This is a genomic window from Actinoplanes sp. URMC 104 (assembly GCF_051386375.1).
Taxonomy (GTDB): domain Bacteria; phylum Actinomycetota; class Actinomycetes; order Mycobacteriales; family Micromonosporaceae; genus Actinoplanes.
Genome location: NZ_JBPQTO010000011.1, coordinates 121,584 through 148,042, shown reverse-complemented (window position 1 = coordinate 148,042; position 26,459 = coordinate 121,584). Strand labels below are relative to the sequence as shown.

Genomic DNA, 26,459 nt, shown 5'->3' with positions numbered 1-26,459 from the left:
CAGCGCGCTCGACCCGGCGCGCGACACCGCGGCGACCCTGCGGCGGCTGACGGTCACGGTCGACGCGTCGATCACCGCGCCGCTGCTCACCACGGTTCCCGAGACGTTCCGCGCCGGGGTGCAGGAGGTGCTGGTGGCGGGGCTCGCCCTGGCCCTGTCCCGGCGCGCCGCCGAGCCGCTGGTCGCGCTGGAGGGGCACGGCCGCGCCGAACAGCTCGTCCCCGGTGCCGACCTGGTCCGTACGGTCGGGTGGTTCACCAGCGAGTACCCGGTGCGGCTCCCGTCCGCCGAGGGTGGCCCGGCCGCGGTGCTGCGTGCGGTCCGTGGGCGGCTGCGCGCGATCCCGGACGGCGGGGTCCCGTACGGCCTGCTGCGGTACCTCGGCGAGCCCGGCGCGCTGCCCGGCGCCGAGCCCGAGGTGCTGTTCAACTATCTGGGCCGGTTCGGCGGCGGGGCCCGGACGGCGTGGGGGCCGGCGCCCGAGCTGCCCGCCGCGCACGCCGTCGCCTCGCCGCACATGCCGCTGCGCCACCGGATCGCCATCGACGTGTCCGCCGTGGACACCGCCGACGGGCCGGTGCTGCGGGCCACGTTCGGCTACCCGGCGTCGGCCGTGGACGAGGCCGAGGTACGCCGCCTCGCCGACGACTGGCTCGCCGCGCTCGTCGCCGTGCGCGCCGCCGCGCTGGAGCCGGACGCGGGCGCGCTCACCCCGGACGACGTGCCGCTGTCCGGTCTCGGGCAGGCCGAGCTCGCCGAACTGGGCCCCGGTGTGGTCGACGTGCTGCCGCTGTCGCCGCTGCAGGAGGGCCTGTTCTATCTGGCCGGGCTCGACGCCGGCGCCGACGTCTACACCGTGCAGCAGGTGTTCACGCTGCGCGGCCCGGTCGACGCCGAGCGGCTGCGGGCGTCCGCCGCCGGGCTGCTCGACCGCTACCCGAACCTGCGCGGCGGCTTCGTCCGCACCAGCACCGGGCGTGCCGTGCAGGCGATCCCGGCCGCCGTCGAGGTGCCGTTCACGCACGTGACCGGCGGCGACGTCGAGCGGATCGTCGCCGACGAGCGCCGCCGCCGGTTCGACCCGGCCGCCGCGCCGCTGCTGCGCTTCGTGCTGGTGACCCTTGCCGAGGACAACCACCGGCTCGTGCTCACCCAGCACCACCTGCTGATGGACGGCTGGTCCGGGCCGCTGGCCGTGCGCGACCTGTTCCGCCTCTACGCCGGCGAGCCCGGCCCGGCCCCCCGCCCGTACCGCGACTATCTGGCCTGGCTCGCCGCGCAGGACCCCGCCGTCGCCGCGGGAGCCTGGCGTGACGCCCTGGCCGGTCTGGAGGAACCCACCCTGGTCGCCCCGGGCGCGCCCTCGACGGCGGGGCTGCCCGAGGTCGCCGAGATCGTGCTCGACGAGGCGGCCACCGCCGAGCTGACGGCCGCCGCCCGCAGCCACGGGCTGACGCTGAACACCGTCGTGCAGGGCGCGTGGGCGCTGCTGCTCGCCGAGCTGACCGGCCGCGACGACCTCGTGTTCGGCGCCACGGTGAGCGGCCGGCCGGCGGCGCTGCCCGGCGTCGAGGACATGGTGGGGCTGTTCATCAACACCGTGCCCGTGCGGATCCGGTTGCGGCCGCACGAGACCTGGGCCCAGCTGCTACGCCGGGTGCAGGCCGACCAGGCGGCGCTGCTGGACCACCAGCACGTCGGGCTCGCCGACATCCAGCGCCTGGCCGGGCTGGGGGACCTGTTCGACACGCTGACCGTGTTCGAGAGCTACCCGACCGGCACCGCCGTCGCCGACGCCGGCGGGCTCACGATCGGCGGGGGCATCCCGGTGGACGCCACCCACTATCCGCTCAGCCTCGTCGTGGTGCCGCACGCCGCCCTGCGCCTGCGGCTCGAGCACCGTCCCGACCTGTACGACGCTGCCGCCGCGACGCGTCTGCTGGGGCGGGTGCGGGAGTTGCTCGACGCCTTCGTGGCGGCGCCGGAGGCGCGGCTGGCTGCTCTGCCGGTGGCGGGGGCGCAGCCGGCTGCCGTCGCCGGCGGGGCCACGGTCGGCGGCACGGTACTCGACGAGTTCGCCGCGACCGTGGCGCGGATGCCGGAGGCGGTGGCTCTGCGGTTCGGGGAGGTCGCTCTCACGTACGCGGAGCTGGGGGCGCGGGTGGACGCTCTGGCACGGGTGCTCGTCGCGCGGGGTGCGGGGCCGGAGAAGGTCGTGGCTGTGCTGCTGCCGCGGACCGCTGATGCGGTTGTGGGCTGGCTTGCCGCGCTGCGGTCGGGTGGGATCTATCTGCCGATCGACGTGGAGTATCCGCGGGAGCGGATCGACTATCTGCTGGAGGACGCGGATCCGGTCGTCGTGGTGACGCCCTCGGTGGTCGCTGAGGCCGTCGGCGCAGGATCCGGTGGCGAGGGGAGCGGGCTGTGGACGGGTGCGGGCGACTCGGGCCCGGATGCCGGCCCGGTCGGCGGCGGCCTGTGGACGACGAACGCTGACGAGGCCGGCTCGGTCGGGGGTCTGTGGACGAGGGCGGCCGAGGCGGGCTCGGACAGCGGCAGCCTGTGGACGACGGACGCCGCCGATTGGGGCCCGGACAGCGGCTCGGGTGGCAGCCTGTGGACAACGGACGGCGGCGGCTCGGAGGGGCGTAGGGTGGCCCCGTCCCTGGGTGGGCGGGGGAGGCGGTGGCCCACCGGCGATCTTGATCTTGCGAGTGGGGAGATCGACGGGCGGTCGGGGGCGTACCTGATCTACACGTCGGGGTCGACGGGGCGGCCCAAGGGCGTGGTGGTCGAGCACGGCAGCCTCGCGAACCTGTACGCCCACCACCGGGCGGCGCTGATCGAGCCGACGGCCGCGGGCCGCCGCAGGAGGGCGGCGCTGAGCGCGGCGCTGGTCTTCGACACGTCGTGGGAGGGCCTGCTCTGGCTGATCGCCGGGCACGAGCTGCACCTGCTCGACGACGACACCCGCCGCGACCCCGAGCTGTTCGTCGCGTACGTCCGCGACCACGGCATCGACTTCCTCGACGTGACGCCGTCGCTGGCCGCGCCGCTGGTGGCCGCCGGGCTGCTCGACGCGGGACCGGCGATGGTGGCGCTCGGCGGCGAGGCGGCCGACCCGCACGTCTGGTCCGCACTGCGGCAGGCGCCGCAGACCACGGGCGTCAACCTGTACGGCCCGACCGAGTGCACGGTCGACACGCTGATCGCGTGGGTGTCCGACAGCGACGGACCGCTCGTCGGCGCCCCGATCGGCAACACCCGGGCGTACGTCCTGGACGGCTGGCTCCGGCCGGTGGCGCCGGGCGTCGCGGGGGAGCTGTATCTGGCGGGCGCCCAGCTGGGCCGCGGCTACAAGGACCGCGCGGCGCTGACGGCGACCCGGTTCGTGGCCGACCCGTGGCAGCACGGCGAACGGATGTACCGCACGGGGGATGTGGTGCGGTGGACGGCCGACGGGCGGCTGGAGTTCATGGGCCGCGCCGACGACCAGGTGAAGATCCGCGGCTTCCGGGTGGAGCCGGGCGAGGTAGCCGCCGCGCTCACCGGCCACCCGGAGGTGCGGCAGGCGGTGGTCGTCGCGCACGAGGGCCGCCTGGTGGCGTACGTCGTCGGAGACACCACCGGCGTACGGGACTGGGCCGCCGAGCGCCTCCCGGATCACCTCGTGCCCGCCGCGGTCGTGGCCCTCGACGCGATCCCGACCACGGTGGCCGGCAAGGTCGACCGGCGCGCGCTGCCCGAGCCCGACTTCGCCGAGCTCGCCACCGCCGGCACGCCGCGCACGCCCACCGAGGAGATCCTCGCCGGCCTGGTCGCCGAGGTGCTCGGCCTGGACAGGGTGGGCACGAACGACGACTTCTTCGCGCTGGGCGGCCACTCGCTGACCGTCACCGCGCTCGCCGCCCGGGTCCGCGCGGTCCTCGGCGTCCCGCTGGCCGTGCGGACCGTGTTCGACGCGCCGACCGTGACCGCGCTCGCGGCGCAGCTGGAGCGCACCGGGCCGGGAATCGACTTGACGGAGCTGAGGCTGCGCGAGCGCCCCGAACCGCTGCCCGTCTCGCCGGCCCAGCACCGCCTGTGGCTGCACCACCAGCTCAACGGTCCCGGCCCCACCTACAACGTGGCGTTCGCGCTGCGCCTGACCGGCCGTCTCGACGTGCCCGCCCTGCGTGCTGCGCTCGACGACGTCCTCGAACGCCACGAGGCTTTGCGCACGGTCTTCCCCACGGTGGACGGCCGTCCCGCCCAGCAGATCCTTTCCGGCGTACGCCCCCGGTGGCACGAAGCCGAGTGCACGGAGCAGGACCTGCCCGCGCGGCTCACCGAGGCCTCGCGTCACGCGTTCACCCTCGAGTCCGAGCTGCTCGTCCGGCCGCACCTGCTGCGGCTCGCGCCGGACAGCCACGTCCTGCTGCTGCTCCTGCATCACATCGTCACCGACGAGTGGTCGGAGGGGCGGCTCATCGCCGACCTGGGCACCGCGTACGCCGCCCGCAGCCGCGGCGCCGCGCCGGGCTGGCAGCCGCTGCCGGTCCAGTACGCCGACTACGCCCTCTGGCAGCGCGAGCTCCTCGACCGTACCCAGGAAGGGCAGCTGGAGTTCTGGCGGAAAGCCCTTTCCGGTGTCCCGGCCGAGCTGTCCCTGCCGGCCGACCGCCCGCGGCCCGCGGTCGCCTCGCACACCGGCGGCATCGTCGCGTTCGAGGTGGACGCCGGCAGCCACCGCCGGCTGCGTCAGCTGGCCCGCCGCACCGGTACCACGCCGTTCATGGTGCTGCAGGCGGCGCTCGCCGCGCTGCTCAGCCGGCTCGGCGCGGGCGACGACATCCCGCTCGGCAGCCCCGTCGCGGGCCGTCCCGACCAGCGGCTCGACCAGCTCGCCGGGTTCTTCGTCAACACGCTCGTGCTGCGCGCCGACGTCGGCGGCGACCCGGCGTTCACCGACCTGCTCGCCCGCGTCCGCGACGCCGACCTGGCCGCGTTCGGCAACGCCGACGTGCCGTTCGACCGGGTCGTCGAGGCGGTCGACCCGCAGCGCTCGCCCGGCCGCAACCCGCTGTTCCAGGTGATGGTCGCGTTCCAGCACGTGCCCGCCGAGCATCCCGGGCTGCCGGGGCTGGTCACCGAGCCGCTGCCGATCGACACCGGCGTCGCCCAGTTCGACCTCGGCGTGGTCGTCACCGAGCGGGACGGCGTGGACGGCCTGCAGGGCATCGTCGAGTACAGCGCCGACCTGTTCGACGCGGCCACCGCCGCCACCCTCGCCGAGCGGCTGACCCGGCTGCTGACCGACGCGGTCGCCGCGCCGCAGCGCCGAGTGTCCGAACTGGACGTCTTCTCGGCCGCGGAGCGCGAGGCCCTCGCGACCGGCTGGCAGGGAGTGCGGGCGCCGAGCCCGCGGAAAACGCTTCCCCAGCTCTTCGCCGAGCAGGTCGCCCGTACCCCGGAAGCAGTCGCCCTCGAGGACGGCGACCGCCGCCTCACATTCGCGGAGCTGGACCGGCTCACCAACCGCCTCGCCCGCACGCTGATCGCCCGCGGCGCCGGCCCGGACCGCATCGTGATGGTGCTGCTGCCGCGCTCGGCCGACCTGTTCGTGGCCGAGCTGGCCGTGTCCAAGGCCGGCGGCGCCTACCTGCCCGTCGACCCGTCGTATCCGGCCGAGCGGATCGCCGCGCTGGCCGAGGACGCCACCCCGGTGCTCGTGGTCGCCGCCGAGGCCCCGGCGGGCGTGCCGCTCGTACGCCCGGACGAGCTCGCCGAGGACGACTCCGCGGTGCAGCTGCCGATCACGCCGGACAACGCGGCGTACGTCATCTTCACCTCCGGCTCGACGGGCAGGCCCAAGGGCGTCGTCGTCCCGCACGCGGGCCTGGCCGACCTGGCCGACACGTTCGCCGAGACCTGGCGGGCCGGCCCGGGCAGCCGGGTCGCGCAGTTCGCGTCGCCCAGCTTCGACGTGACCGTCGCGGAGCTCGCCGTCACGCTGCTGCGCGGCGCCACGCTCGTCATCACGCCCGAGGAGAAGCGGCTCGGCGAGGGGTTCGCGGAGTTCGTCCGGGACAGCGCTGTCACCCACTTCGCGCTGCCCCCGGCCGCCCTCGGCGCCGTGCCCTGGCTGCCGGAGGGGGTCACCGTGGTGGTCGGCGCGGACCGGCTGCCCGCCGAGCTCGTGGGGCGCTGGGCCGGCACGCACCGCATGCTCAACGCGTACGGGCCCACCGAGGCGACGGTCAACTCCACATACTGGGAATGCGTGCCCGGCGAGCCGGTGCTGATCGGCCGGCCGGACCGCAACAAGAGCGCGTACGTCCTCGACCGCCGGCTTCGTCCCGTGCCCGCGGGCGTGCCGGGCGAGCTGTACCTCGCGGGCGCCGGCCTGGCCCGCGGCTATCTCGGGCGGCCCGCGCTCACCGCCGAGCGTTTCGTGGCCGACCCCTTCGGCGCCGCGGGCACGGTCATGTACCGCACCGGCGACGTCGTGCGCCGCGCCACCGACGGGCAGCTGGAGTTCCTGGGCCGAGCCGACGACCAGGTCAAGATCCGCGGGTTCCGCATCGAGCCGGGCGAGGTCGCCGCCGTCCTTTCCGGACACCCGGGCGTCCGGCACGCCGCGGTCGTCGCCCGCGAGGGCCGGCTCGTCGGGTACGTCGCGGGCGCGGTGGACGGCGACGCGGTGAAGGCCACCGCCGCCGCGAAACTGCCCGACTACCTCGTACCGGCGGCGGTTGTCGTGCTGGACGCGTTGCCGCTCACCGCCGCGGGCAAGGTGGACCGCGCCGCGCTTCCCGAGCCGGTCGGAGAGCGTACGGTCGACCGTCCCGCCACCGTCGTGCAGGAGCTGCTCGCCACGCTCGTCGCCGAGGTGCTCGGGCTCGACGAGGTGGGCGTCGACGAGGGCTTCTTCGCGCTCGGCGGCGACAGCATCGTCGCGCTGCAGCTGGTGTCCCGGGCCCGCGCCGCCGGCCTGGAGCTGTCGGCCCGCCAGGTCTTCGAGCTGCAGACCGTCGCCGCGCTCGCCGAGGTGGCCGGATCCTCCGCCCGCCGCGAAACACCTGCCTCGCCGGCGATCGGCCCGGTGCCGGTCACGCCGATCGTGGCGTGGCTGCGCTCGCTGGGCGCGCCGATCGACACCTTCAACCAGTCGCTGCTGCTGCGCGTCCCCGCGAGCCTCACCCACCGGTCGCTCACCGCCGCGCTGCAGGCCGTCCTCGACCACCACGATGCGCTGCGCGCCCGCTGGACACCCGACGGGCTCGTCATCCCGCCCCGCGGCGCCGTCACCGCCGTCGTGCGGCAGAGCGACGGGGCCCTCGAAGAAGAGCACACCGCGGCCGTACGTCGGCTCGACCCGGCGCGGGGCGTGATGCTGCAGGCGGTCTGGTTCCCCGCGCGGCGCGAGCTGCTGCTGGTCGGCCATCACCTCGTCGTCGACGGCGTCTCGTGGCGCATCATCGTGAGCGACCTGGCCGCCGCCACCAGCGGTGCTCCGCTGCCACCGGTGGGCACGTCGCTGCGCGCGTGGGCGACCGGCCTCGCGGCGGTGGATCGCAGCGCCGAACTGCCGTACTGGCGCGGGATTCTGGACGCGCCGGTGGCCTCGATCGGCGCGCCGGGCGGCGGCACGGTCGCCGATCTGCGCAGGCACACGCTGCGGCTCGACCCGTCGCGGACCCAGCCGTTGCTCACGGATGTGCCGGCGGCGTTCCACGCGGGCGTGCAGGACGTGCTGCTGACCGGGCTCGCCCTCGCCGTCCGCGAGTGGCGACCGGCGACCGCCGGCTCCGGTGTGCTGCTGCGGCTGGAGGGCCACGGGCGTGAGGAACACGTCGTGCCCGGCGCGGACCTCACCCGTACGGTCGGCTGGTTCACCACGGACTATCCCGTCCGGCTCGACCCGGGCGGCGACGACCCCACGGCCGCGCTCAAGCGGGTCAAGGAGCAGCTGCGGGCCGTGCCCGACAACGGCATCGGCTACGGGCTCCTCCGCGACTCGCTCCCGAAATCGCCCGTCCCTGAGATCCTGTTCAACTATCTGGGCCGGATGGCCGCGGACACCGGCGACTGGGCGGCCGCTACCGGCAACGACTCGCTCGGCGACGGGCTCGACCCCGCCTTCCCGGCCGGGCAGGCCCTCGAGATCAACGCCGCGACCGCCGACCTGCCGGGCGGTCCCGAACTGGACATCCGGCTGTCCTACGTGGACGGCGTGCTCACCGCCGCCGACGTGCACCAGCTCGCCGACCGGCTGCGCGACGCGCTCGACCGGCTCCGCGAGGCCGCCGCCGACGGTGGCGGCCACACCCCATCCGACCTCCTGGTGACCCTCGACCAGGACGAGATCGACGCGTTCGAGGACGAGTGGAGGCTTTCGTGACCAGCCCGGGCGGACTGCAGGACATCCTGCCGCTGTCGCCGCTGCAGGAGGGCCTGTACTTCCTGTCCGCGTACGCCGGCGACGACGACGTGTACGTCGTGCAGCAGGTGCTGACCCTCGACGGTGAGCTCGACCCGGCCCGGCTGCGCGCCGCCGCCCAGGCCGTGCTGGACCGCCACGCCAACCTGCGCGCCGCGTTCCGCCCGCGCAAGGCCGGGCAGCCCGTGCAGCTGATCCCCGTCTCACTTACGGCCGTTTTCGAGACGCTCGACCTGACCGGCCACGACGCCGACGCCTTCATCGAGGCCGAGCGCCGCCGCCCGTTCGACCTCGCCAAGCCGCCGCTGCTGCGCTGGATGCTGCTGCGCCTCGGCCCTGCCCGGCACCGCCTGGTGCTGACCGCCCACCACATTTTGCTCGACGGCTGGTCCGCGCCCCTGCTCGTGCGGGACCTGCTCACCCACTACGCCGGCGGCGAGCCGCCGCGCGCCCGCCCTTACAAGGACTACCTGGCCTGGGTGGCCCGCCAGGACCGAGACGCCGCCGAACAGGCCTGGCGCGACGCGCTGGCAGGCCTGTCCGAGCCCACCCTCCTCGCCGGCGGCGCCGCCGCCGATTCCTCGCTTCCTGCCGGCGGCGACGCCGTCCGGAGCTCCGCCGAGCCGCAGATCCTCGAGCGGACCGTCGACGCCGGACGCATCGCCGCAGCCGCTCGCGACCGCGGGCTGACCGTCAACACGGTCGTGCAGGGCGCGCTCGCGCTCGTGCTCGCCGAACGAACCGGCCGCGACGATGTCGTCCTCGGCGCCACCGTGAGCGGCCGCCCGCCCGCGCTCGCCGGCGTCGACGAGATGGTGGGCCTGTTCATCAACACCGTGCCCGTGCGCGTGCGTCTCGACCCCGCCGAGACCTGGACCCGTCTCCTGCGCCGCCTGCAGGCCGAACAGGCCGCCCTGCTCGACCACCAGCACGTAGGCCTCGCCACCATCCAGCGCCAGGCCGGGCTCGGCCCGCTCTTCGACACCCTGCTCGTCTTCGAGAGCTACCCCCTCGACAGCGACGGCCTGCGCGCCCTCGAAGACGCGTCCGGCCTGCACCTCACCGCCGTGACCGGCAGCGACGCCACGCACTACCCGCTCACCATCACCGCCGTGCCCGGCGACGACCTCGTGCTGGGCGCCGAGTACCGGCCCGACCTGCTCGACCGGGCAGCCGCCGAACGCGTGCTGGACCGGCTCGTCACCCTGCTCGGCGCCTTCGCCGACGACCCCGAGACCCGGGTCTGTGCACTGCAGCCGGCCGCCACGCCCCCGGAGGCCTCCACCCACCTGGCCGTGCCGTCCACCCTCCTGCTCGACGAGTTCGACGCCACCGTCGCCCGCATGCCCGAGGCCGTCGCGCTGCAATTCGGGGCTGTCGCCCTGACCTACGCCGAGCTGGCCTCGCGGGTCGACGCCCTGGCGCGGGTTCTCGTCGCGCGCGGCGCCGGCCCCGAGCGGGTCGTCGCCGTGCTGCTGCCCCGCACCGCGGACGCGGTTGTGGCCTGGCTTGCCGCGCTGCGCTCGGGTGGCATCTACCTGCCGATCGATGTGGATTACCCGCGGGAGCGCATCGACTATCTGCTGCAGGATGCCGCCCCGGCCGTCGTGGTGACGCCCGATCTGGTCGCCCAAGCCGCCGGGGACATCGATCGCGCAGGTCCTCGTGGCGGAGTCGCCGGCGAGGGGTCCGCCCTGTGGACGACCGACGCCGGTCCTGACGGGGATGCAGGCTCGGTTGGCGGCCGCTTGTGGACGACGGAGGGTGTGGATACCGGCTCGGTCGGCGACCTGTGGAGGGCGGACGGCTCCGATGCAGGCCCGGAAAGCGGCTCGGCCGGCGGCCGCTTGTGGACGACGAACGCTGCGGATACGGGCTCGGTCGGCGACCGGTGGACCACAGACAGCGGCGGCTCGGCCAGCGACAACCTGTGGACGACAAACGGCGACAGCTCGGTCGGCGACGTCCTGTGGACGACAAGCGGCGGCGGCTCGGTCGGCGACAACCTGTGGACGACAAACGGCGACAACTCGGTCGGCGGCGGCCTGTGGACGACAAACGGCGACAGCTCGGTCGGCGGCGGCCTGTGGACAACCGGAGGCGGTGGCTCAGAAGGGCGTAGGGTGGCCCCCTCCCTGGGTGGGCGGGGGAGGCGGTGGCCCACCGGCGATCTTGATGAGCGTGATGTTGCGGGTGGTGGGGTCGACGGGCGGTCGGGGGCGTACCTGATCTACACGTCGGGGTCTACGGGGCGGCCCAAGGGCGTGGTGGTCGAGCACGGCAGCTTGGCGAACCTGTTTTACCACCACCGCGAGCGGCTGTTCGTGCCGACGGCGGGTGGGCGGCGGGTCAGGGTGGCGCTGTCGGCGGCGCTGACGTTCGACACCTCGTGGGAGGGGCTGCTCTGGCTCGTTGCGGGGCATGAGCTGCACCTGCTCGACGACGAGACGCGCCGGGACGCCGACCTGTTCGTGGCGTACGTGCGCCGGCACGGCATCGACGCGCTGGACGTCACGCCGTCGCTGGGGCAGGAGCTCGTCAACGCGGGGCTGCTCGACGGCACGGGGGACGACGGCGACGGCGACGGCGATGGCTGCGGCGGCGGCGATGGCTGCGGCGGCGGCGATGGCTGCGGCGGCGGCGATGGCTGCGGCGGCGATGGCTGCGGCGATGGCGATGGCTGCGGCGATGGCGATGGCGGCGATGGCGGCGGTGGGCAAGGGGCGCCGGCGCTGGTGATGCTGGGCGGGGAAGCTGCGGGGCCAGCGCTGTGGACGGCGATCCGCCGGGCGCCGGACACGCGAGGCGTCAATCTGTACGGCCCGACCGAGTGCACGGTCGACACGTTGATGGCGTGGGTCGCCGACGACGCAGCGCCGGTGGTGGGGCGGCCGATCGGCAACACCCGGGCGTACGTGCTGGACGGCTGGCTGCGGCCGGTGGCGCCGGGGGTGGCGGGGGAGCTGTATCTGTCCGGCGCTCAGCTGGGCCGCGGCTACAAGGACCGGCCGGGGCTGACCGCGACGCGGTTCGTGGCGGACCCGTGGCAGCACGGGGAGCGGATGTACCGCACCGGCGACGTGGTGCGGTGGACGGCGGGCGGGCGGCTGGAGTTCGTGGGCCGCGCGGACGACCAGGTGAAAATCCGTGGCTTCCGGGTGGAGCCGGGGGAGGTCGCGGCTGTGCTGGCGGAGCATCCGGCGGTCCGGCAGGCGGTGGTCGTGCCGCGGGACGGGCGCCTGGTGGCGTACGTCGTCGGCGCCTCAGAGGGGCTGCGAGAGCCGGCCGCCGCGGACGAAGCGCGGTGGGAGGCCGCCGCGAAAGAGGTGCGGGACGGGTCCGCCGCGGACGCGATGCGGGGGAGGGCCGCCGCGGAACAAGCGCGGGAGGGGACCGCCGCTCAGGGAGCGCGGGAGGGGACCGCCGCGCGGGAGGCGCGGGAGGGAGCCGCCGCGGGCGGGATGCGGGAAGGAACTGCTGCGAGACAAGGGCCGGAAGGGGCCGCTGCGGGAAGGGCGTGGGAGGGCATCGCCGCGGGAGGGGTGCGGGAAGGAACTGCTGCGAGACAAAGGCGGGAAGGGGTCGCTGCGGGAAGGGCGCGGGAGGAAATCACCGCGGGAGGGGTGCGGGAGTGGGCGGCTGCGCGCCTGCCGGACCACATGGTGCCGGCGGCGGTTGTCGTGATGGAGAGGTTCCCGACGACGGCGGCGGGCAAGGTGGATCGGCGGGCGCTGCCGGCGCCAGACTTCGGCGGGCTTGCGGGGGACGCGGCGCCGAGGACGGCGAGGGAAAAGACGCTGGCGAAGCTGTTCGCCGAGGTTCTCGGGCTGCCGGCCGTGGGGGTGGAGGACAGCTTCTTCACGCTGGGCGGGGACAGCATCGTCTCGCTGCAGCTGGTGGCCCGGGCGCGGGCGGCGGGGCTGCGGATCACCGCTCGGCAGATCTTCGAGCTCCGGACGGTCGCGGCGCTCGCGGCGGTGGCGGCGCCGGCGACACAGGCGGGGCCGGTGGGGGACGCGGTCGGGGACGTGCCGCTGACCCCGGCGCTCGCGTGGCTGCGCGACGCCGGGCCGGCCGGGCGCTACAGCCAGTCGATGACGCTGCGGGCCCCGGCGGGCCTGACGCTGGAACGGCTGCACGCCGTCGTGCAGGCGCTGCTCGACCGCCACGACCTGCTGCGCGCCTCCTGGACCCCGCAGAAGGGCTTGACCGTCCCCCCGCCCGGCACACTCGATGCGGCCAAGGTCGTCGTGGGTCCGGAAGCGGCGGCCGAGGGGATGGCCGACGGCCTGCGCCCGGCGGACGGGATGCCGCTGCGGGTCACGTGGGCCGGCGACGAGGTGCACGTCGTGGTGCACCACAGCGTCGTCGACGGCGTGTCGTGGCGCATCCTGCTCGCCGACCTGGCCACCGCCTGGGCGGGCGAGCCCTTGCCCGCGGTGGGCACGTCGTTCCGGGCCTGGGCCAAGGCGCTGCCGGTCGGCGACGAGAGTGAGCTGCCGTACTGGCTCGGCGTCCTGCGCGAGGAGGAGCCGCCGCTCGGCGCGCGGCCGGTCGACCCGGCCCGCGACACGGTCGCGACCGCGCGCACGGTCACGGTCGAGCTCGACGCGGCCGTCCTCGACGGCCTCTCGGAGGCCTTCCACACGGGCGTCGCCGAGGTGCTGCTGACCGGGCTCGCGCTCGCTGTCACGGCCCGCACCGGCCGGGACAGCGTGCTGGTCGAGCTCGAGGGTCACGGCCGCGAGGAGCACCTCGTGCCCGGCGCCGACCTGTCCCGCACGGTCGGCTGGTTCACCACGGAGTTCCCCGTACGCCTGACGCCCGGCGACAACGGTCCCGCGGCCGCGCTCAAGGCCGTCAAGGAGCAGCTGCGCGCGGTGCCCGGCAACGGCGCGGGCTTCGGCCTGCTGCGCCACCTCGATCCGGCCGGCCGGCAAGCGCTTGCCGCCCGGCCCGAGCCGCAGATCGTCGTCAACTACCTGGGCCGCTTCACCACCGGCGACGAGACGGCTCAGCCGTGGACGCCGGTGGGTGGCCTCGGCGGCGACGCCGACCCGGCCATGCCGCTGGCCCGCGCCCTCGAAATCAACGCCTCCGTGCTCGACGGCCGCCTGGTCGCCACGCTGACCTACCCCGGCGGCGTCCTGACCGAGCACGAGGTGCGGTCGCTGGCGGACGACTGGTTCGCGGCGCTCGCGGCGATCCCCGCGGCGGCCGGCGGCCGCACCCCGTCGGACCTGCTGCTGCCCGGCATCTCGCAGGACGAGGTCGACGCGCTGGAGCGGCGCCCGGGCGGCCTCGACGACGTGTGGCCGCTGTCGCCGCTGCAGGAGGGCCTCGCGTTCCTGGCCGCCGTGGCCGGCGCCGTCGACCCGTACGTCGTCCAGCAGGTCCTCGACCTCGACGGCCCGGTCGACCCCGGACGCCTGCGCGCCGCCGGACAGTCCCTGCTGGACCGTCACCCCTCGCTGCGCGCCGCGTTCGTTCCCGGCCCCGACGGCTCCCACCGACAGGTGGTCGCCGCCCGCGCGGAGCTGCCCTGGCACGAGCTCGACCTCACCGCGGGCGGCTTCGAGGAGTTCGCCGCCGCCGACCGGGCCCGGCCGTTCGACCTCGGCCAGGCGCCGCTGCTGCGGCTCACGCTGGTGCGGCTGGGCGAGCACCGGCACCGCCTCGTGCTGACCAACCACCACATCCTGCTCGACGGCTGGTCGACCCCGCTGGCGGTCCGCGAGCTGTTCGACCTGTACGCCGGGCGGGCGCTGCCCGCGCCGCGGCCCTACCGCGAATACCTGCGCTGGCTCGGCGGGACCGACCGCGCGGCGGCCGAGAACGCCTGGCGGGCCGCGCTCGACGGGCTCGAGCAGCCCTCGCTCGTCGCCCCCGGCGCGGGCGCGGTGCTGGACGCGCGCCCCGGCAAGCTCGAACGCGACCTGCCCCGTGAGGTCACCGAGCGCCTGACCGCGCTGGCCCGCGACCACCAGGTCACCCTCAACACCGTCGTGCAGGCCGCCTGGGCGGTGCTGCTGGTGCAGCTCACCGGCCGCACCGACGTCGTCTTCGGCACGACGGTCAGCGGCCGTCCCGCGCAGGTACCCGGCGTCGAGGACATGATCGGCTTCTTCATCACCACGCTGCCCGTGCGGGTGCGGCTGGACCCGGCGCTCACCTGGGCGGCGCTGCTCGACCGGCTGCGCGACGGCCAGGCCGCCCTGCTCGAGCACCAGCACCTGCCGCTGCCCGACATCCAGCGCCTGGCCGGCATCGGCGAGCTGTTCGACACGCTCACGATCTTCGAGAGCTACCCGCTCGACGCCGACGGCCTGCACGCCGCCACCGGCGCGGCGGGGCTGCGCATCGCCGACGTGACGGGTGACGACGCGCCGCACTACCCGCTCACCCTCGCCGTCGCCCCGGGCGACCGGCTGCGGCTCGGCCTCGCCTTCCGCACCGACCTGTTCTCCTCGGACGCGGCCGAGGACATCCTGGACCGGTACGGCGCCCTGCTCGCCGAGCTGGCCGCCGGCCCCCGCACCGCCATCGGCCGCTCCCGCTTCGACGAGGCCGCCGTCGCGGAGCACCCGGTGCCCAGCACCACGCTGCCCGAGCTCTTCGCCCGGGCCGTGCGCACGCATCCGGACCGCCCCGCGCTGGTCTTCGAGGGCGAGACCCTGACGTACGCCGAGGTGGACGCCCGCGTGGCGGGCCTGGCCGGCTGGCTGCGCGAGCAGGGCGCGGGACCGGAGACGATCGTCGCGGTCGCGCTGCCCCGCTCCCTGGACCTCGTGATCGCGCTGCACGCCGTGCACCGCGCCGGGGCCGCCTATCTGCCGCTCGACCCGTCGCACCCGAAGGAGCGCACCGGATTCCTGCTGGCCGACTCCGGCGCCACGCTGGTGCTCGACGAGCGTTCGGTGCGCAACGTGGGCGCCCCGGTGGTGGACGCGCCCGAACTGCCCGGCGACGCGGCGGCGTACGTCATCTACACCTCCGGCTCCACCGGGCGGCCCAAGGGCGTCACCGTCTCGCACCGGTCGATCGTCAACCGCCTGCTGTGGATGCAGTCCGCGTACGGCCTGGCGCCGGGGGAGCGGGTGCTGCAGAAGACGCCGGCCGGGTTCGACGTGTCGGTGTGGGAGTTCTTCTGGCCGCTGCTGACCGGCGCCACGCTCGTGGTGGCCCGCCCGGACGGGCACCGCGACCCCGCGTACCTCGCCGCGACGATCGCGGCCGAGCGGGTGACGACCGTCCACTTCGTGCCGTCGATGCTGCGGGCCTTCCTCGCCGACCCGGCCGCGGCCGGTGCCGCGCCGGCGCTCACCCGGGTGATCTGCAGCGGTGAGGCGCTCCCGGGCGAGCTGGCCCGCCGCTTCGGCGAGGTGCTGCCGGGCGTCGAGCTGCACAACCTGTACGGCCCGACCGAGGCCGCGGTCGACGTCACGCACCACCCGGTCGACGTCGCCGCCGACGCGCCGGTGCCGATCGGCCGCCCGGTCCGGAACACCACCGTGCACGTGCTGGACCCGTGGCTGCGCCCGGTGCCCGCGGGCGTCGTCGGCGAGCTCTACCTCGGCGGTGTGCAGCTCGCCCGCGGCTATCTCGGGCGGCCCGGGCTGACCGCGCAGCGCTTCGTCGCGAACCCGTTCGGCGCCCCGGGCGACCGCCTCTACCGCACCGGCGACCTGGCCCGCCGCACCCCGGGCGGCCTGCTGGAGTACGCGGGCCGGACCGACGACCAGGTGAAGATCCGCGGCCTGCGGATCGAGCCCGGCGAGGTCGAGGCGGCGCTGACCGCCCTGCCCGGCATCACCGCCGCCGCCGTGGTCGCCCGCGACGACGGCCCGTCCCGCCGCCTGGTCGCCTACGTGGTGGGCGACGCCGTGGGCGACCTCGCGGCGGCGCTCGCCCGGACGCTGCCGGAGCACCTGGTCCCGGCCGCGTTCGTGGAGCTGCCGGAGCTGCCGCTCGGCCCCAGCGGCAAGCTCGACCGCCGCCGCCTGCCGGCCCCCGACCTCGCGCAGCGGGCGGGCGACGACGCGCCGCGCACCCCGGCCGAGGAGGTCTTCGCGGATCTGGTGGCCGGAGTCCTCGGGCTGCAGCGGGTCGGGGTGCGGGACAGCTTCTTCGCGCTCGGCGGCGACAGCATCCTCGCCCTGCAGCTCACCGCGCGAGCCCGCGCGAAGGGCTGGCGGCTGTCGGCGCGCGACGTCTTCGCCCGCCCGACGGTCGAGGGCATGGCGGCCGTGGCAACGCCGGTCGACATGACGACCGCCGCCGAGGACGGGTGGGGCGACGTGCCGGCGACCCCGTTCATGCGGGGCGTGGACGCGGCCGACCCGCGGCTGAGTCAGTCGATGGTGACCCGCCTGCCCGACCACCTCGAGGACCGGCTGCAGGCCCTGCTCGACCGGCACGACATGCTGCGCGCCCGGTGGACCGGCGACGGCCTGCACGTGCCGCCGCCGGGAACGGTCCGCGCGGCCGGCGTGCTGGGCGGCAGCCTCGACCCCGTCGCGGGCCGGCTGGTCGCGGCCGAGGTGCTCGACGGCGACCGGCTGCGGCTGACCGTCCACCACCTGGCGGTCGACGCCGTCTCGTGGCCGATCCTGCTGGAGGACCTGGCCGCCGACGGGCCGCTGCCCGCCGTGGGCACGTCGTTCCGCGCGTGGGCGCGGGCCCTGCACCGGCTCGACCGCAGCGCCGAGCAGCCGTACTGGGACTCGGTTCTGACCGGCCCCGCGTACCTCGGCCACCTCGTGCCGGACGCCACCGACACGCTGGGCACGCTCGACCAGGTGACCGTGCGGGCCCCCGCCGCGCCGCTGTTCGCAGCGGGCCGGGCCAACCCGCAGGACGTGTTGCTGACCGGGCTCGCGCTCGCGGCCGGCGACGAGGACGTGCTGGTCGAGCTGGAGGGCCACGGCCGCGAGGAGCAGCTGCTGCCGGGCGCGGACCTGTCCCGTACGGTCGGCTGGTTCACCACCTCGCACCCGGTGCGGCTGCGCGTCCCGGGCACGGATCCGGCGGCGGCGCTCAAGCACGTCAAGGAGCTGCTGCGGGCGGCGCCGGACGGCGGCATCGGCTACGGGCTGCTGCGCCGCGACGACCCGCGCCCGCCGATCCTGGTCAACTACCTCGGGCGTACGGGCGAGGGCGGGCTGCGCGGCGATGCCGGGGACGACGTCGCCGCGCGGCACGTGCTGAGCGTCGAGGCCACTGTGGCCGGCGACGAGGTGGTGCTCTCCGCGGCGTACCCGCGGCGGCTGCTGGACCGGCAGACCGTACGGGCGCTGCTCGAGGCGTGGACGGGCGCCCTCGCGCGGATCGAGGGCGCGAGCGGGCTGACCCCCTCGGACGTGCTCGCCGGCGTGGACCAGCCCGGGCTCGACGAGCTGGAAAGGCGTTTCCCGGCGCTCACCGACGTGCTCCCGCTGACGCCGCTGCAGGAGGGACTGTTCTATCTGCACACCCTCGACGGCGCCGGCGACGTCTACACCGTGCAGCAGCAGCTCGACCTCGACGGCGAGCTCGACGCGCAGCGGATGCGGGCGGCGGCCGCGACACTGCTCGACCGGCACCCCAACCTGCGCGCCGTCTTCACCACGACCGCCGCGGGCTCGCCGGTGCAGGTGATCCCCGCGGACGTGCCCGTGCCTTTCCGGGTACGCGACGTCGCGAGCACGGCGGAGGCCGACAGCGCCGCCGACGAGGAACGCGCTCGGCCCTTCGACCTGGGGAGCGCGCCGCTGCTGAGGTTCCTGCTGCTGCGGCTGGCCGCCGACCGGTACCGGCTCGTGCTCACCCAGCACCACCTGCTGGTGGACGGCTGGTCCGGGCCGCTGGTGGCCCGCGAGCTGCTCACCGCGTACGCCGGGAAACCGCTTGCCCCGGCCCGCCCGTACCGCGACTTCCTGGCCTGGCTGGGCGCCGCCGACGCGGGAGCCGCCCGTGAGGCGTGGCGTGCCGCGCTCGACGGCGTCACCGAGCCGACCCTGGTCGCTCCCGGCGCGGGTGGCCGCCCCGCGCACCTGCCCGGCGAGGTGACCGCACAGCTCCCGCCCGCGTTCGCGGGCCTGGCCCGCGGGCACGGCGTCACCCCCAACACGCTGGTGCAGGCGCTGTGGGCGGTGCTGCTGGGCCGGCTCACCGGCCGCGACGACGTCGTGTTCGGCGCCACGGTGAGCGGGCGGCCGCCCGAGCTGACCGGCGCCGACGAGACCATCGGCCTGTTCGTCAACACCGTGCCCGTGCGCGCCCGGCTGCTGCCGGGGGAGAGCTGGGCGGCGTTCCTCGCGCGGCTGCAGCAGGAACAGGCCGCGCTGCTGGACCACCAGCACCTCGGCCTCGCCGCGATCCAGCGCCTGGCCGGGACGGGCGAGCTGTTCGACACCCTCGTCGTGTTCGAGAGCTACCCGGTCGACGAGGACCGGCTCGACGACAGCCGGCGCGCCGCAGGGCTGAAGCTGGCCGGGGTGACCGGGCGCGACGCCACGCACTACCCGCTGACGCTGGTGGCGGCCGAGGACGACGGGCTGCACCTGGCGCTGGAGTACCGGCCGGACCTGGTCGACGCGGCGACCGCTCGGCTGCTGCTCGACCGGCTGGTCGCGCTCGCCGCCGAGGCCGCCGCCGACCCGGCGCGCCCGGTGGACCGCGCCGACGCGCTGACCGCCGCCGAGCGCCGGCAGGTGCTGACCGAGTGGAACCGGGGAACCCTCGAGGTCGCGCCGGCGACGCTGCCCGGCCTCGTCCGCGACTGGGCCACCCGGACGCCGCAGGCCACCGCGCTCGTGGTGGAGGACAGGCGGTGGACGTACGCGGAGCTGGTCGCGCAGGCGGAGACGCTGTCCCGCACGCTGGCCGCGCTGGGCGCCGGGCCCGGCCGGATCGTCGCGCTGCTGCTGCCGCGCGACGAGCACATCGTGCCCGCGCTGCTCGGCGCGATGGGCTCCGGGGCGGCGTACCTGCCCCTCGACCCGGCGTATCCGGCCGCCCGCATCGCCGAGATGCTCGACGACGCCCGGCCCGTGGTCACGCTCGCGGTGACGTCCACGGTGGACCGGCTGCCCGCGGACGCGCCCCGTCTGCTGCTCGACGAGCCGCTGCCCGCCGCGCAGGCCGAGCCTCGCGCGATCACGCCGGACCACCCGGCGTACGTCATCTACACCTCCGGCTCGACCGGGCGGCCCAAGGGCGTGCTCGTGCCGCACCGCGCCGTGGTGAACCTGCTGGCGAGCCACACCGACCGCATCCTGGGCCCGGCGTCGCGGCGGCTGGGCCGGCCGCTGCGCGTCGCGCACAACTGGTCGTTCGCCTTCGACGCCTCCTGGCAGCCGCTGCTCGCGCTGCTCGGCGGCCACGAGCTGCACCTGGTCACCGACGAGCCGCGGCACGACCCGGCGCTGCTGGCCGCGCTGCTGCGAGAGCGCGGCATCGACGTCGTCGAGCTCGCCCCGTCGCACCTCGACCAGCTGCTGGCGGCCGGGTTCGACGCCGCCGGGCTGGCCGTGCTCGGCGTCGGCGGCGAGGCGGTGCCCGACCCGCTGTGGGCGGCGATGGCCGCGCTGCCGGACACCGAGTCGTACAACTTCTACGGGCCCACGGAGTGCACGGTGGACGCGGTGGTGCAGCGGGTCAAGGAGGTGCCGCGCGCGCTGATCGGCCGCCCGGTCGCCAACCTGAGCCTGTACGTGCTCGACGGCCGGCTGCGGCCCGTGCCGCCCGGCGTGGCCGGCGAGCTCTACATCGGCGGCGCGCAGGTCGCGCTCGGCTACCTCGACCGGCCGGGGCTGACGGCCGCCCGGTTCGTCGCCGACCCGTACGGCCCGCCCGGCGCCCGCCTGTACCGCACCGGCGACGTGGCGCGCTGGACCCCGGACGGGCGCCTCGACTACCTGGGCCGCTCCGACGACCAGGTGAAGATCCGCGGGCACCGGGTGGAGCCGGGCGAGGTGGCGACCGTGCTGGCCGGGCATCCCGCGGTGACGCAGGCCGTGGCGGTCACCGACGGGGGGCGCCTCGTCGCGTACGTGGTGGGCGACGCCGACCCGGCGCAGGTCCGAGCCTGGGCGGGGCAGCGGCTGCCGGCGCACCTCGTGCCCGCGGCGGTGGTGGCGCTGGACGCGCTGCCGCTCACGGTCAACGGCAAGCTCGACCGCGCCCGGTTGCCCCGGCCCTCGTACGCGGTGACCGGCCGCGCCCCCGCCGGCGAGCGCGAGGAGCGTCTCGCCGAGCTGTTCGCCGAGGTGCTCGGCCTGCCCGCGGTGGGCGCCGACGACAGCTTCTTCGACCTGGGCGGCGACAGCATCTCCGCGATGCGGCTGACCGCCCTGGCCCGCGCCAGGGGAGTCGAGCTGAGACTGCGCGACCTGGTGACCCTGCGGACCGTGGCCGCGCTGGCCGGGGCCGCGTCGTGAGGCCCGCCGTGCTGCTGCGCCGGGCCGTGCGCGACTCGGCCCGCGGCCTGGCCGCCTCGGGGCTGGGCGGCCTCGGCTACCAGGCGGGGCTGATCCTGCTGCCGTGGTGCCTCGGCCGCGCGCTCGACGAGGGCATCACCACCGGCGACACCGCCGCGCTGCTGCGGTGGGCGGGCGCCACGCTGGCCGTGTCGATCGCGCTCACCGTCGCCGAGCTGGCGATGCGCTGGTGGGCCACGCTCGCGGGGGTCCGCACCGGCAACCGGCTGCTGCTGCGGCTGGCCGAGCGCGTGCTCGGCTGGGACGCGGGCACCGCGCACCGGTTCGGCGCCGGCGACCTGGTGACCCGCGGCACCCGCGACGTCGAGCAGGTCACCGTCTGGCTGTCCACCGTGCCGTCGCTGGTCAGCGGCGTGCTCGGCTTCCTGGCCGTGCTCGTCGTGGTGGCCGGCCTCGACCCGATGCTCGCCGTCGTCGGGCTGGCCACCGTGCCGCTGCTGATCGCCGTCAACCTCTGGTACCCGCGGCGCTACGAGAAGGCCAACGCCGCGCTGTCGGCCGCGCACGGCGCCCGGGCCGACGCCGTGGAGGACCTGCTGTCGGCCGGTGCCGCCGTACGCGGCCTCGGCGGCGAGACGGTACTGGTGGAGCGGCACCACGCGGCGAGCCTCGTGGTCCGCGACCGCACGCTCGCCCTCGCCCGCATCGCCGCGGGCTGGTCCGCCCACGCCCCCTTCGTGCCGTGGCTGGCCACCGCGGCCGGGCTGGCGTTCGGCGGGCTCGCGGTGCTCGACGGCCGGTTCTCCGTCGGCGGCCTGGTGTCGTTCGCGAGCTGGATGGCGCTGCTGGGCCGCCAGGTCATGATGCTGACGTTCCGCTTCGGACAGCTCGGCGACGCCTGGACCGCCGCGGGCCGCATCGGCGCGGTGCTGGGCACCGGAGCCTCGCTCGCCGGCCCGGACGACCCGGTGGCGCTCCCGGCCGAGGGCGCGCCGGCCGCCACCGGGCTCCGCGTCACGTACGGGGACCGGACGCTGCGGCTGCCCGACCTGAGCGTCGCCCCGGGGGAGTTCGTCGCGCTGGTGGGCGCGGTCGGCACCGGCAAGTCCACCCTGCTGCGGCTGCTCGCCCGGCTCGACGACCCGGCCGCGGGCACGGTCCGCTACGGCGGCACGGACCTGCGCGACGCCGCCCTCGCCGACGTGCGCGACACGATCACGCTGGTCGGGCAGCGACCCCTGCTGCTCAGCGGCACGGTCGCGGAGAACCTGCGCCTCGGCCGCGCGGCGCTCACCGACGAGCAGCTGCGCGAGGCGTGCCGTACGGCCGGGATCCTCGAGCACATCGAGTCGCTGCCGGACGGCTTCGGCACGGTGGTGGGCGAGCGCGGCAGCACCGTCTCGGGCGGGCAGCTGCAACGGCTCGCGCTCGCCCGCGGTCTGCTGCGCGGCGCCCGGGTGCTGCTGCTCGACGACGTGACCTCCGCCGTGGACGCCGGCACCGAGCGGCGCATCCTCGACGGCCTGCGCGGGCTCGGCCTCACGGTCGTCTTCGCCACGTCGCGGCCCGCCGTGGCCGAGCGGGCCGACCGGGTGATCGATCTGGGTGTCGTGGACGGGGAGCTGGTGCGGCATGGGTGACGTCCGGCTGCTGACCGAGGAGCCCGACCAGCGCCACGTGCTGCGCCGCGCGTGGCCGCACCTGCGCGGGCACCGGCGCGCGACGGCCGGCGCGGTGGCGGTGAACCTGCTGGCCACGCTGTCGCTCACGCTGGTGCCGGTGGTGATCGGCCGCGCGGTCGACGAGCTGCTCGCCGGCGACCGCGCCGGGCTGCTCACCAGCGCCGCCGTGGTGCTCGCGCTCGTGGTGGCGCGGACCGTGCTGCTGCGCTGGTCGGAGCTGCTGCTCACCCGGGTCGGCGAACGCGTCGTGCACAGCCTGCGCGACCTGGTCGTGGACCGGCTCGGCGGCACGTCGCTGCGCTTCCTCGAGGCGCACCGCGGCGGCGACCTGCTGCAGCGCGCCACCGTCGAGATCGCCGAGCTCGCCGCCTTCGTCCGCGGCCAGCTGCCCGACCTGATCTCGCTGGGCGGCTACCTGGTCTTCAGCGTCGTGGTGCTGCTGACCTCGTCGTGGCAGCTGTTCGGGCTGCTCGTGCTGGTCTTCGCGCCGCCGATGTGGTGGGTGGGCCGGCGGTTCCGGCGGGCGGCGCAGGCGGCGTACCCGGCCGAGGCCGCCGCCCGGGCCACGCTCACCGCGACGTTCGCCGAGAGCCTGCAGGCCCGCGAGCAGCTGCAGATCGACGACGCCACCCGGATCTGGCTGGACCGGCTGCGGACCGACGCCGACACCTACCTGGACCGGGCGCGGGCCGCCCAGCGCGGCGCCAACTGGATCGACGCCACCTGGATCGTGCAGGGGCTGACCAGCGCCGCCCTGCTGGTGGCCGGCGGGATGCTGGCGTCCGCGGACGTCGTGACGGTCGGCGTCGTCGTCACCTTCGTGCTCGCCAGCCGCGACCTGTTCGGCTCGGTCGACGACTTCACGCTGGTCGCCGGCGAGATGCTCGAGTCGCGCGTCGGGCTGGCGCGCCTGCTCGACCTGCTGGATGCGACGACGGACCCGGCGGCGCCGGCCACCGTCGGCGCGGTCGAGCGGGAGGCGGGGCTGACCGCGGAGGCGGTCACCTACAGCTACCGGCCCGGCGAGCAGGTGCTGCACGGCATCAGCGTCCACTTCGCGCCGGGGGAGCACGCCGGCATCGCCGGCGAGACGGGATCCGGCAAGACCACGCTCGCCAAGCTGCTCTGCGGGCTCTATCTGCCCGACACCGGCGCCGTCCGGCTGGGCGGCCGGGACCTCGCCGCGCTGGACCCGGCCGAGCTGCGGCGCCGGCTCGTGCTCGTCCCGCAGCAGGTCCACCTGGTCGCGGGCACGCTCGCCGACAACCTCGCGCTCGCCCCGGGCCGCCCGGGCCGCGCCGACTTCGCCCGCGCCGCCGAGGCGCTCGGGCTGACCGGCTGGGTCGCCGGGCTGCCCGACGGCTTCGACACCGCCGTGGGCCGCCGCGGGGAGCGGTTCTCGGCCGGGGAACGTCAGCTCGTCGGGCTGATCCGGGCCGCGCTCACCGACCCCGAGGTGCTGATCCTCGACGAGGCCACCGCCGACCTCGACCCCGGCACCGCGCACCGCATCGAGGAGGCCCTCGCCCGGCTGCGCGCCGGCCGCACGGTGCTGGTCATCGCGCACCGGCCGGCCACCATCGACCGCCTGCCCCGCGTCGTGCGCCTGCACGCCGGGCGCCTCACCACCGGGGAGCGCTGATGCCCTTTCTCGACGGGCTGCACTATCAGGAGTCCGGCGCCGGGCCGGGCGTGCTGCTGCTGGCCGGGACCGGCGCCCGCGGCCGCACCTGGCAGCTGCACCAGGTGCCCGCGCTGGTCGCCGCCGGCTACCGGGTCGTCACCTACGACACCCGCGGCGTGGCGCCCAGCGACACGCCCCCGGTCGTCACGATGCCCGGCCTGGTCGCCGACGCGGCCACGCTGATCGAGAAGCTGGGCCTGGGCCCGTGCCGGGTCGCCGGCTCCTCGATGGGCGCCCGGGTCGCCGCCGAGCTGTGCCTGCACCGCCCCGAGCTGGTCGACCGCGCGGTGCTCATGGCGACCTTCGACCGGCCGGGCGCCTTCCTCACGGCGATGTCGGCGGCCGAGCGCCGGGTGGCCGGCGCCGGCCTGCCGGTCGAGTACCTCGCGGTCGTGCGCGCCGCCTGCAACCTGTCGCCGCGCACGCTCGCCGACGACCAGCGGGCGCAGGACTGGCTGGACGTCTTCGGGCTGCCGCTGACCGGCGCCGGCGGCAGCCCGAGCCGGCTGGACGCCGGGCAGGACGCCGACCGCCTGGGGGCGTACGCCGGGATCGCGGTCGCCTGCCTGGTGATGAGCTTCGCCGACGACCTGATCGCGCCGCCGCCCGCCGGCCGGCGGGTCGCCGCGGCCATCCCGGGGGCGCGCTACGTCGAGATCCCCGACGCGGGCCACTACGGCTACCTCGAACAGCCCGGTCCCGTGAACACCGCCCTGATCGACTTCTGGAAGGAGCCCGCATGAAGACGCCCGAGCTCGTCTGGCACGACCTCACCCCGCGCCTGCTCGAGGTGCGCCGGACCACGCGGATCAGCCCGCGCATGCTGCGCGTGACGCTCGGCGGCGAGGACCTCGACGGGTTCAGCCACGCCGCGCCCGACGACCACGTGAAGGTGTTCTTCCCCGAGCCGGGCGCCGAGCTGCCGGTTATGCCCACGCTCGGCGAGGAGGGCCTGGAACCGCCGCCGCCCGGCTCGCCGCTGCCCACCTTCCGCGACTACACCGTGCGCCACCTGCGGCCCGGACTGCGCGAGCTCGACATCGACTTCGTGCTGCACGAGCACGGGCCCGGCGGATCCTGGGCCGCGCGGGCGGAACCGGGCGACAAGGTCGGCATCCTGGGCCCGCGCGGCTCGACCCTGGTCCCGTACACCTTCGACTGGTATCTGCTCGGCGCCGACGAGACCGCCCTGCCCGCGCTCGCGGCCTGGCTCGAGCGGCTCCCGGCCGGCGTTCGCACGATGGCGTACGTCGAGGTGGCCGACGCCGCCGAGGAGCAGCAGCTCGCCGCCGAGGTCCGATGGCTGCACCGCGACCGCGGCGAGACCCTGGCGAGCGTGCTGTCCACGGTGGAGCTGCCACCCGGCGACGGGTACGTCTGGGTCGCCGGCGAGGCGACCGGGCTCAAGCCGATCCGCCGCCACATCCGCGCCCGCGGGCACAACCGCGACTGGGCCGAGATCGACGGCTACTGGAAGCGCGGCGTCGTCAACCTCGACCACCACGACGACGATGAGTAGCGGGATCGCGCTGGTCACCGGCGCCGGGCAGGGCATCGGCCGGGCCGTCGCGCGGGCCTTCGCCGACGCGGGCCTGCGGGTGGCGGCCGTCGACCTCGAGGAGCGGGACCACGAGCACGCCGCCATCACCGCGTACGCGGCGGACGTGGCCTCGCCGGCCCGGGTCGACGCGCTCGTCGGTGAGGTCGAGGCGGAGCTGGGCCCGATCACGGTGCTCGCCAACGTGGCCGGGGTGCTGCGCACCGGCGCGGTCGTGGACCTGTCCGACGAGGACTGGGCCGCCACGTTCGCCGTCAACGCCTCCGGCGTGTTCCACGTCAGCCGGGCGGTGGCCCGGCGGATGGTGCCGAGGCGCACCGGCGTGATCGTGACCGTCTCGTCCAACGCGGCGGGCGTGCCGCGGATGGGGATGGCCGCGTACGCCGCGTCCAAGGCCGCCGCGACCGCCTTCACCAAGAGCCTCGGCCTCGAGCTGGCGCCGCACGGCATCCGCTGCAACGTGGTCGCCCCCGGGTCGACCGACACCCCGATGCAGCGGGCCCTGTGGACCGACGAAGGGCCGGCCGCGGTCATCGCCGGTGACGCCGCGGCGTACCGCATCGGCATCCCGCTAGGCCGCCTCGCCGAACCCGGGGACATCGCCGACGCCGTCCTGTTCCTGGCCTCCGACCGGGCGCGGCACATCACCATGCACGACCTGTACGTCGACGGCGGCGCCACGCTCCGGGCCTGA

The 26,459-nt window shown here is 75.9% G+C and carries 7 protein-coding genes (1 of these 7 only partly in view); all 7 read left to right on the top strand.

Going from position 1 to position 26,459, the window contains the following annotated elements; translation table 11 throughout:
* Tightly spaced (each overlapping or abutting the next), the 7 genes in view from ACSNN8_RS26430 to ACSNN8_RS26400 form a layout consistent with a single transcriptional unit that may run on beyond the window.
* Positions 1 to 8,383, top strand: partial view of an amino acid adenylation domain-containing protein gene (locus ACSNN8_RS26430; protein WP_436652258.1) — the 3' portion only. Its footprint begins 6,704 nt before the window's first position; 8,383 of the gene's 15,087 nt are visible here — the last part of the coding sequence; its start codon lies beyond the left edge, outside the window; its stop codon occupies positions 8,381 to 8,383.
* Positions 8,380 to 20,841: an amino acid adenylation domain-containing protein gene (locus ACSNN8_RS26425; RefSeq protein WP_436652257.1), complete on the top strand. Its 12,462-nt coding sequence runs from the start codon at positions 8,380 to 8,382 to the stop codon at positions 20,839 to 20,841. Before ACSNN8_RS26430 ends, ACSNN8_RS26425 begins: the two co-directional genes overlap by 4 nt.
* Positions 20,838 to 22,481 (top strand): ABC transporter ATP-binding protein, encoded by a 1,644-nt coding sequence (locus ACSNN8_RS26420; RefSeq protein ID WP_436652256.1) that lies wholly within the window; start codon positions 20,838 to 20,840, stop codon positions 22,479 to 22,481. Before ACSNN8_RS26425 ends, ACSNN8_RS26420 begins: the two co-directional genes overlap by 4 nt.
* Positions 22,474 to 24,165: an ABC transporter ATP-binding protein gene (locus ACSNN8_RS26415; protein ID WP_436652255.1), complete on the top strand. Its 1,692-nt coding sequence runs from the start codon at positions 22,474 to 22,476 to the stop codon at positions 24,163 to 24,165. The genes ACSNN8_RS26420 and ACSNN8_RS26415 overlap by 8 nt, the downstream gene beginning before the upstream one ends.
* The gene (locus ACSNN8_RS26410) at positions 24,165 to 24,950 is read left to right on the top strand and encodes an alpha/beta fold hydrolase (protein WP_436652254.1); all 786 of its coding nucleotides are present in this window, start codon (positions 24,165 to 24,167) and stop codon (positions 24,948 to 24,950) included. Before ACSNN8_RS26415 ends, ACSNN8_RS26410 begins: the two co-directional genes overlap by 1 nt.
* Positions 24,947 to 25,726, top strand: a complete 780-nt coding sequence (locus ACSNN8_RS26405; RefSeq protein ID WP_436652253.1) for a siderophore-interacting protein — start codon at positions 24,947 to 24,949, stop codon at positions 25,724 to 25,726. Before ACSNN8_RS26410 ends, ACSNN8_RS26405 begins: the two co-directional genes overlap by 4 nt.
* Positions 25,719 to 26,459, top strand: a complete 741-nt coding sequence (locus ACSNN8_RS26400) for a 2,3-dihydro-2,3-dihydroxybenzoate dehydrogenase (RefSeq protein WP_436652252.1) — start codon at positions 25,719 to 25,721, stop codon at positions 26,457 to 26,459. Before ACSNN8_RS26405 ends, ACSNN8_RS26400 begins: the two co-directional genes overlap by 8 nt.

Coding starts and splice junctions, on each gene's coding strand:
- ACSNN8_RS26415 (WP_436652255.1), top strand. CDS start 22,474: ATGGGTGACGTCCGGCTGCTGACCGAGGAGCCCGACCAGCGCCACGTG.
- ACSNN8_RS26410 (WP_436652254.1), top strand. CDS start 24,165: ATGCCCTTTCTCGACGGGCTGCACTATCAGGAGTCCGGCGCCGGGCCG.
- ACSNN8_RS26405 (WP_436652253.1), top strand. CDS start 24,947: ATGAAGACGCCCGAGCTCGTCTGGCACGACCTCACCCCGCGCCTGCTC.
- ACSNN8_RS26400 (WP_436652252.1), top strand. CDS start 25,719: ATGAGTAGCGGGATCGCGCTGGTCACCGGCGCCGGGCAGGGCATCGGC.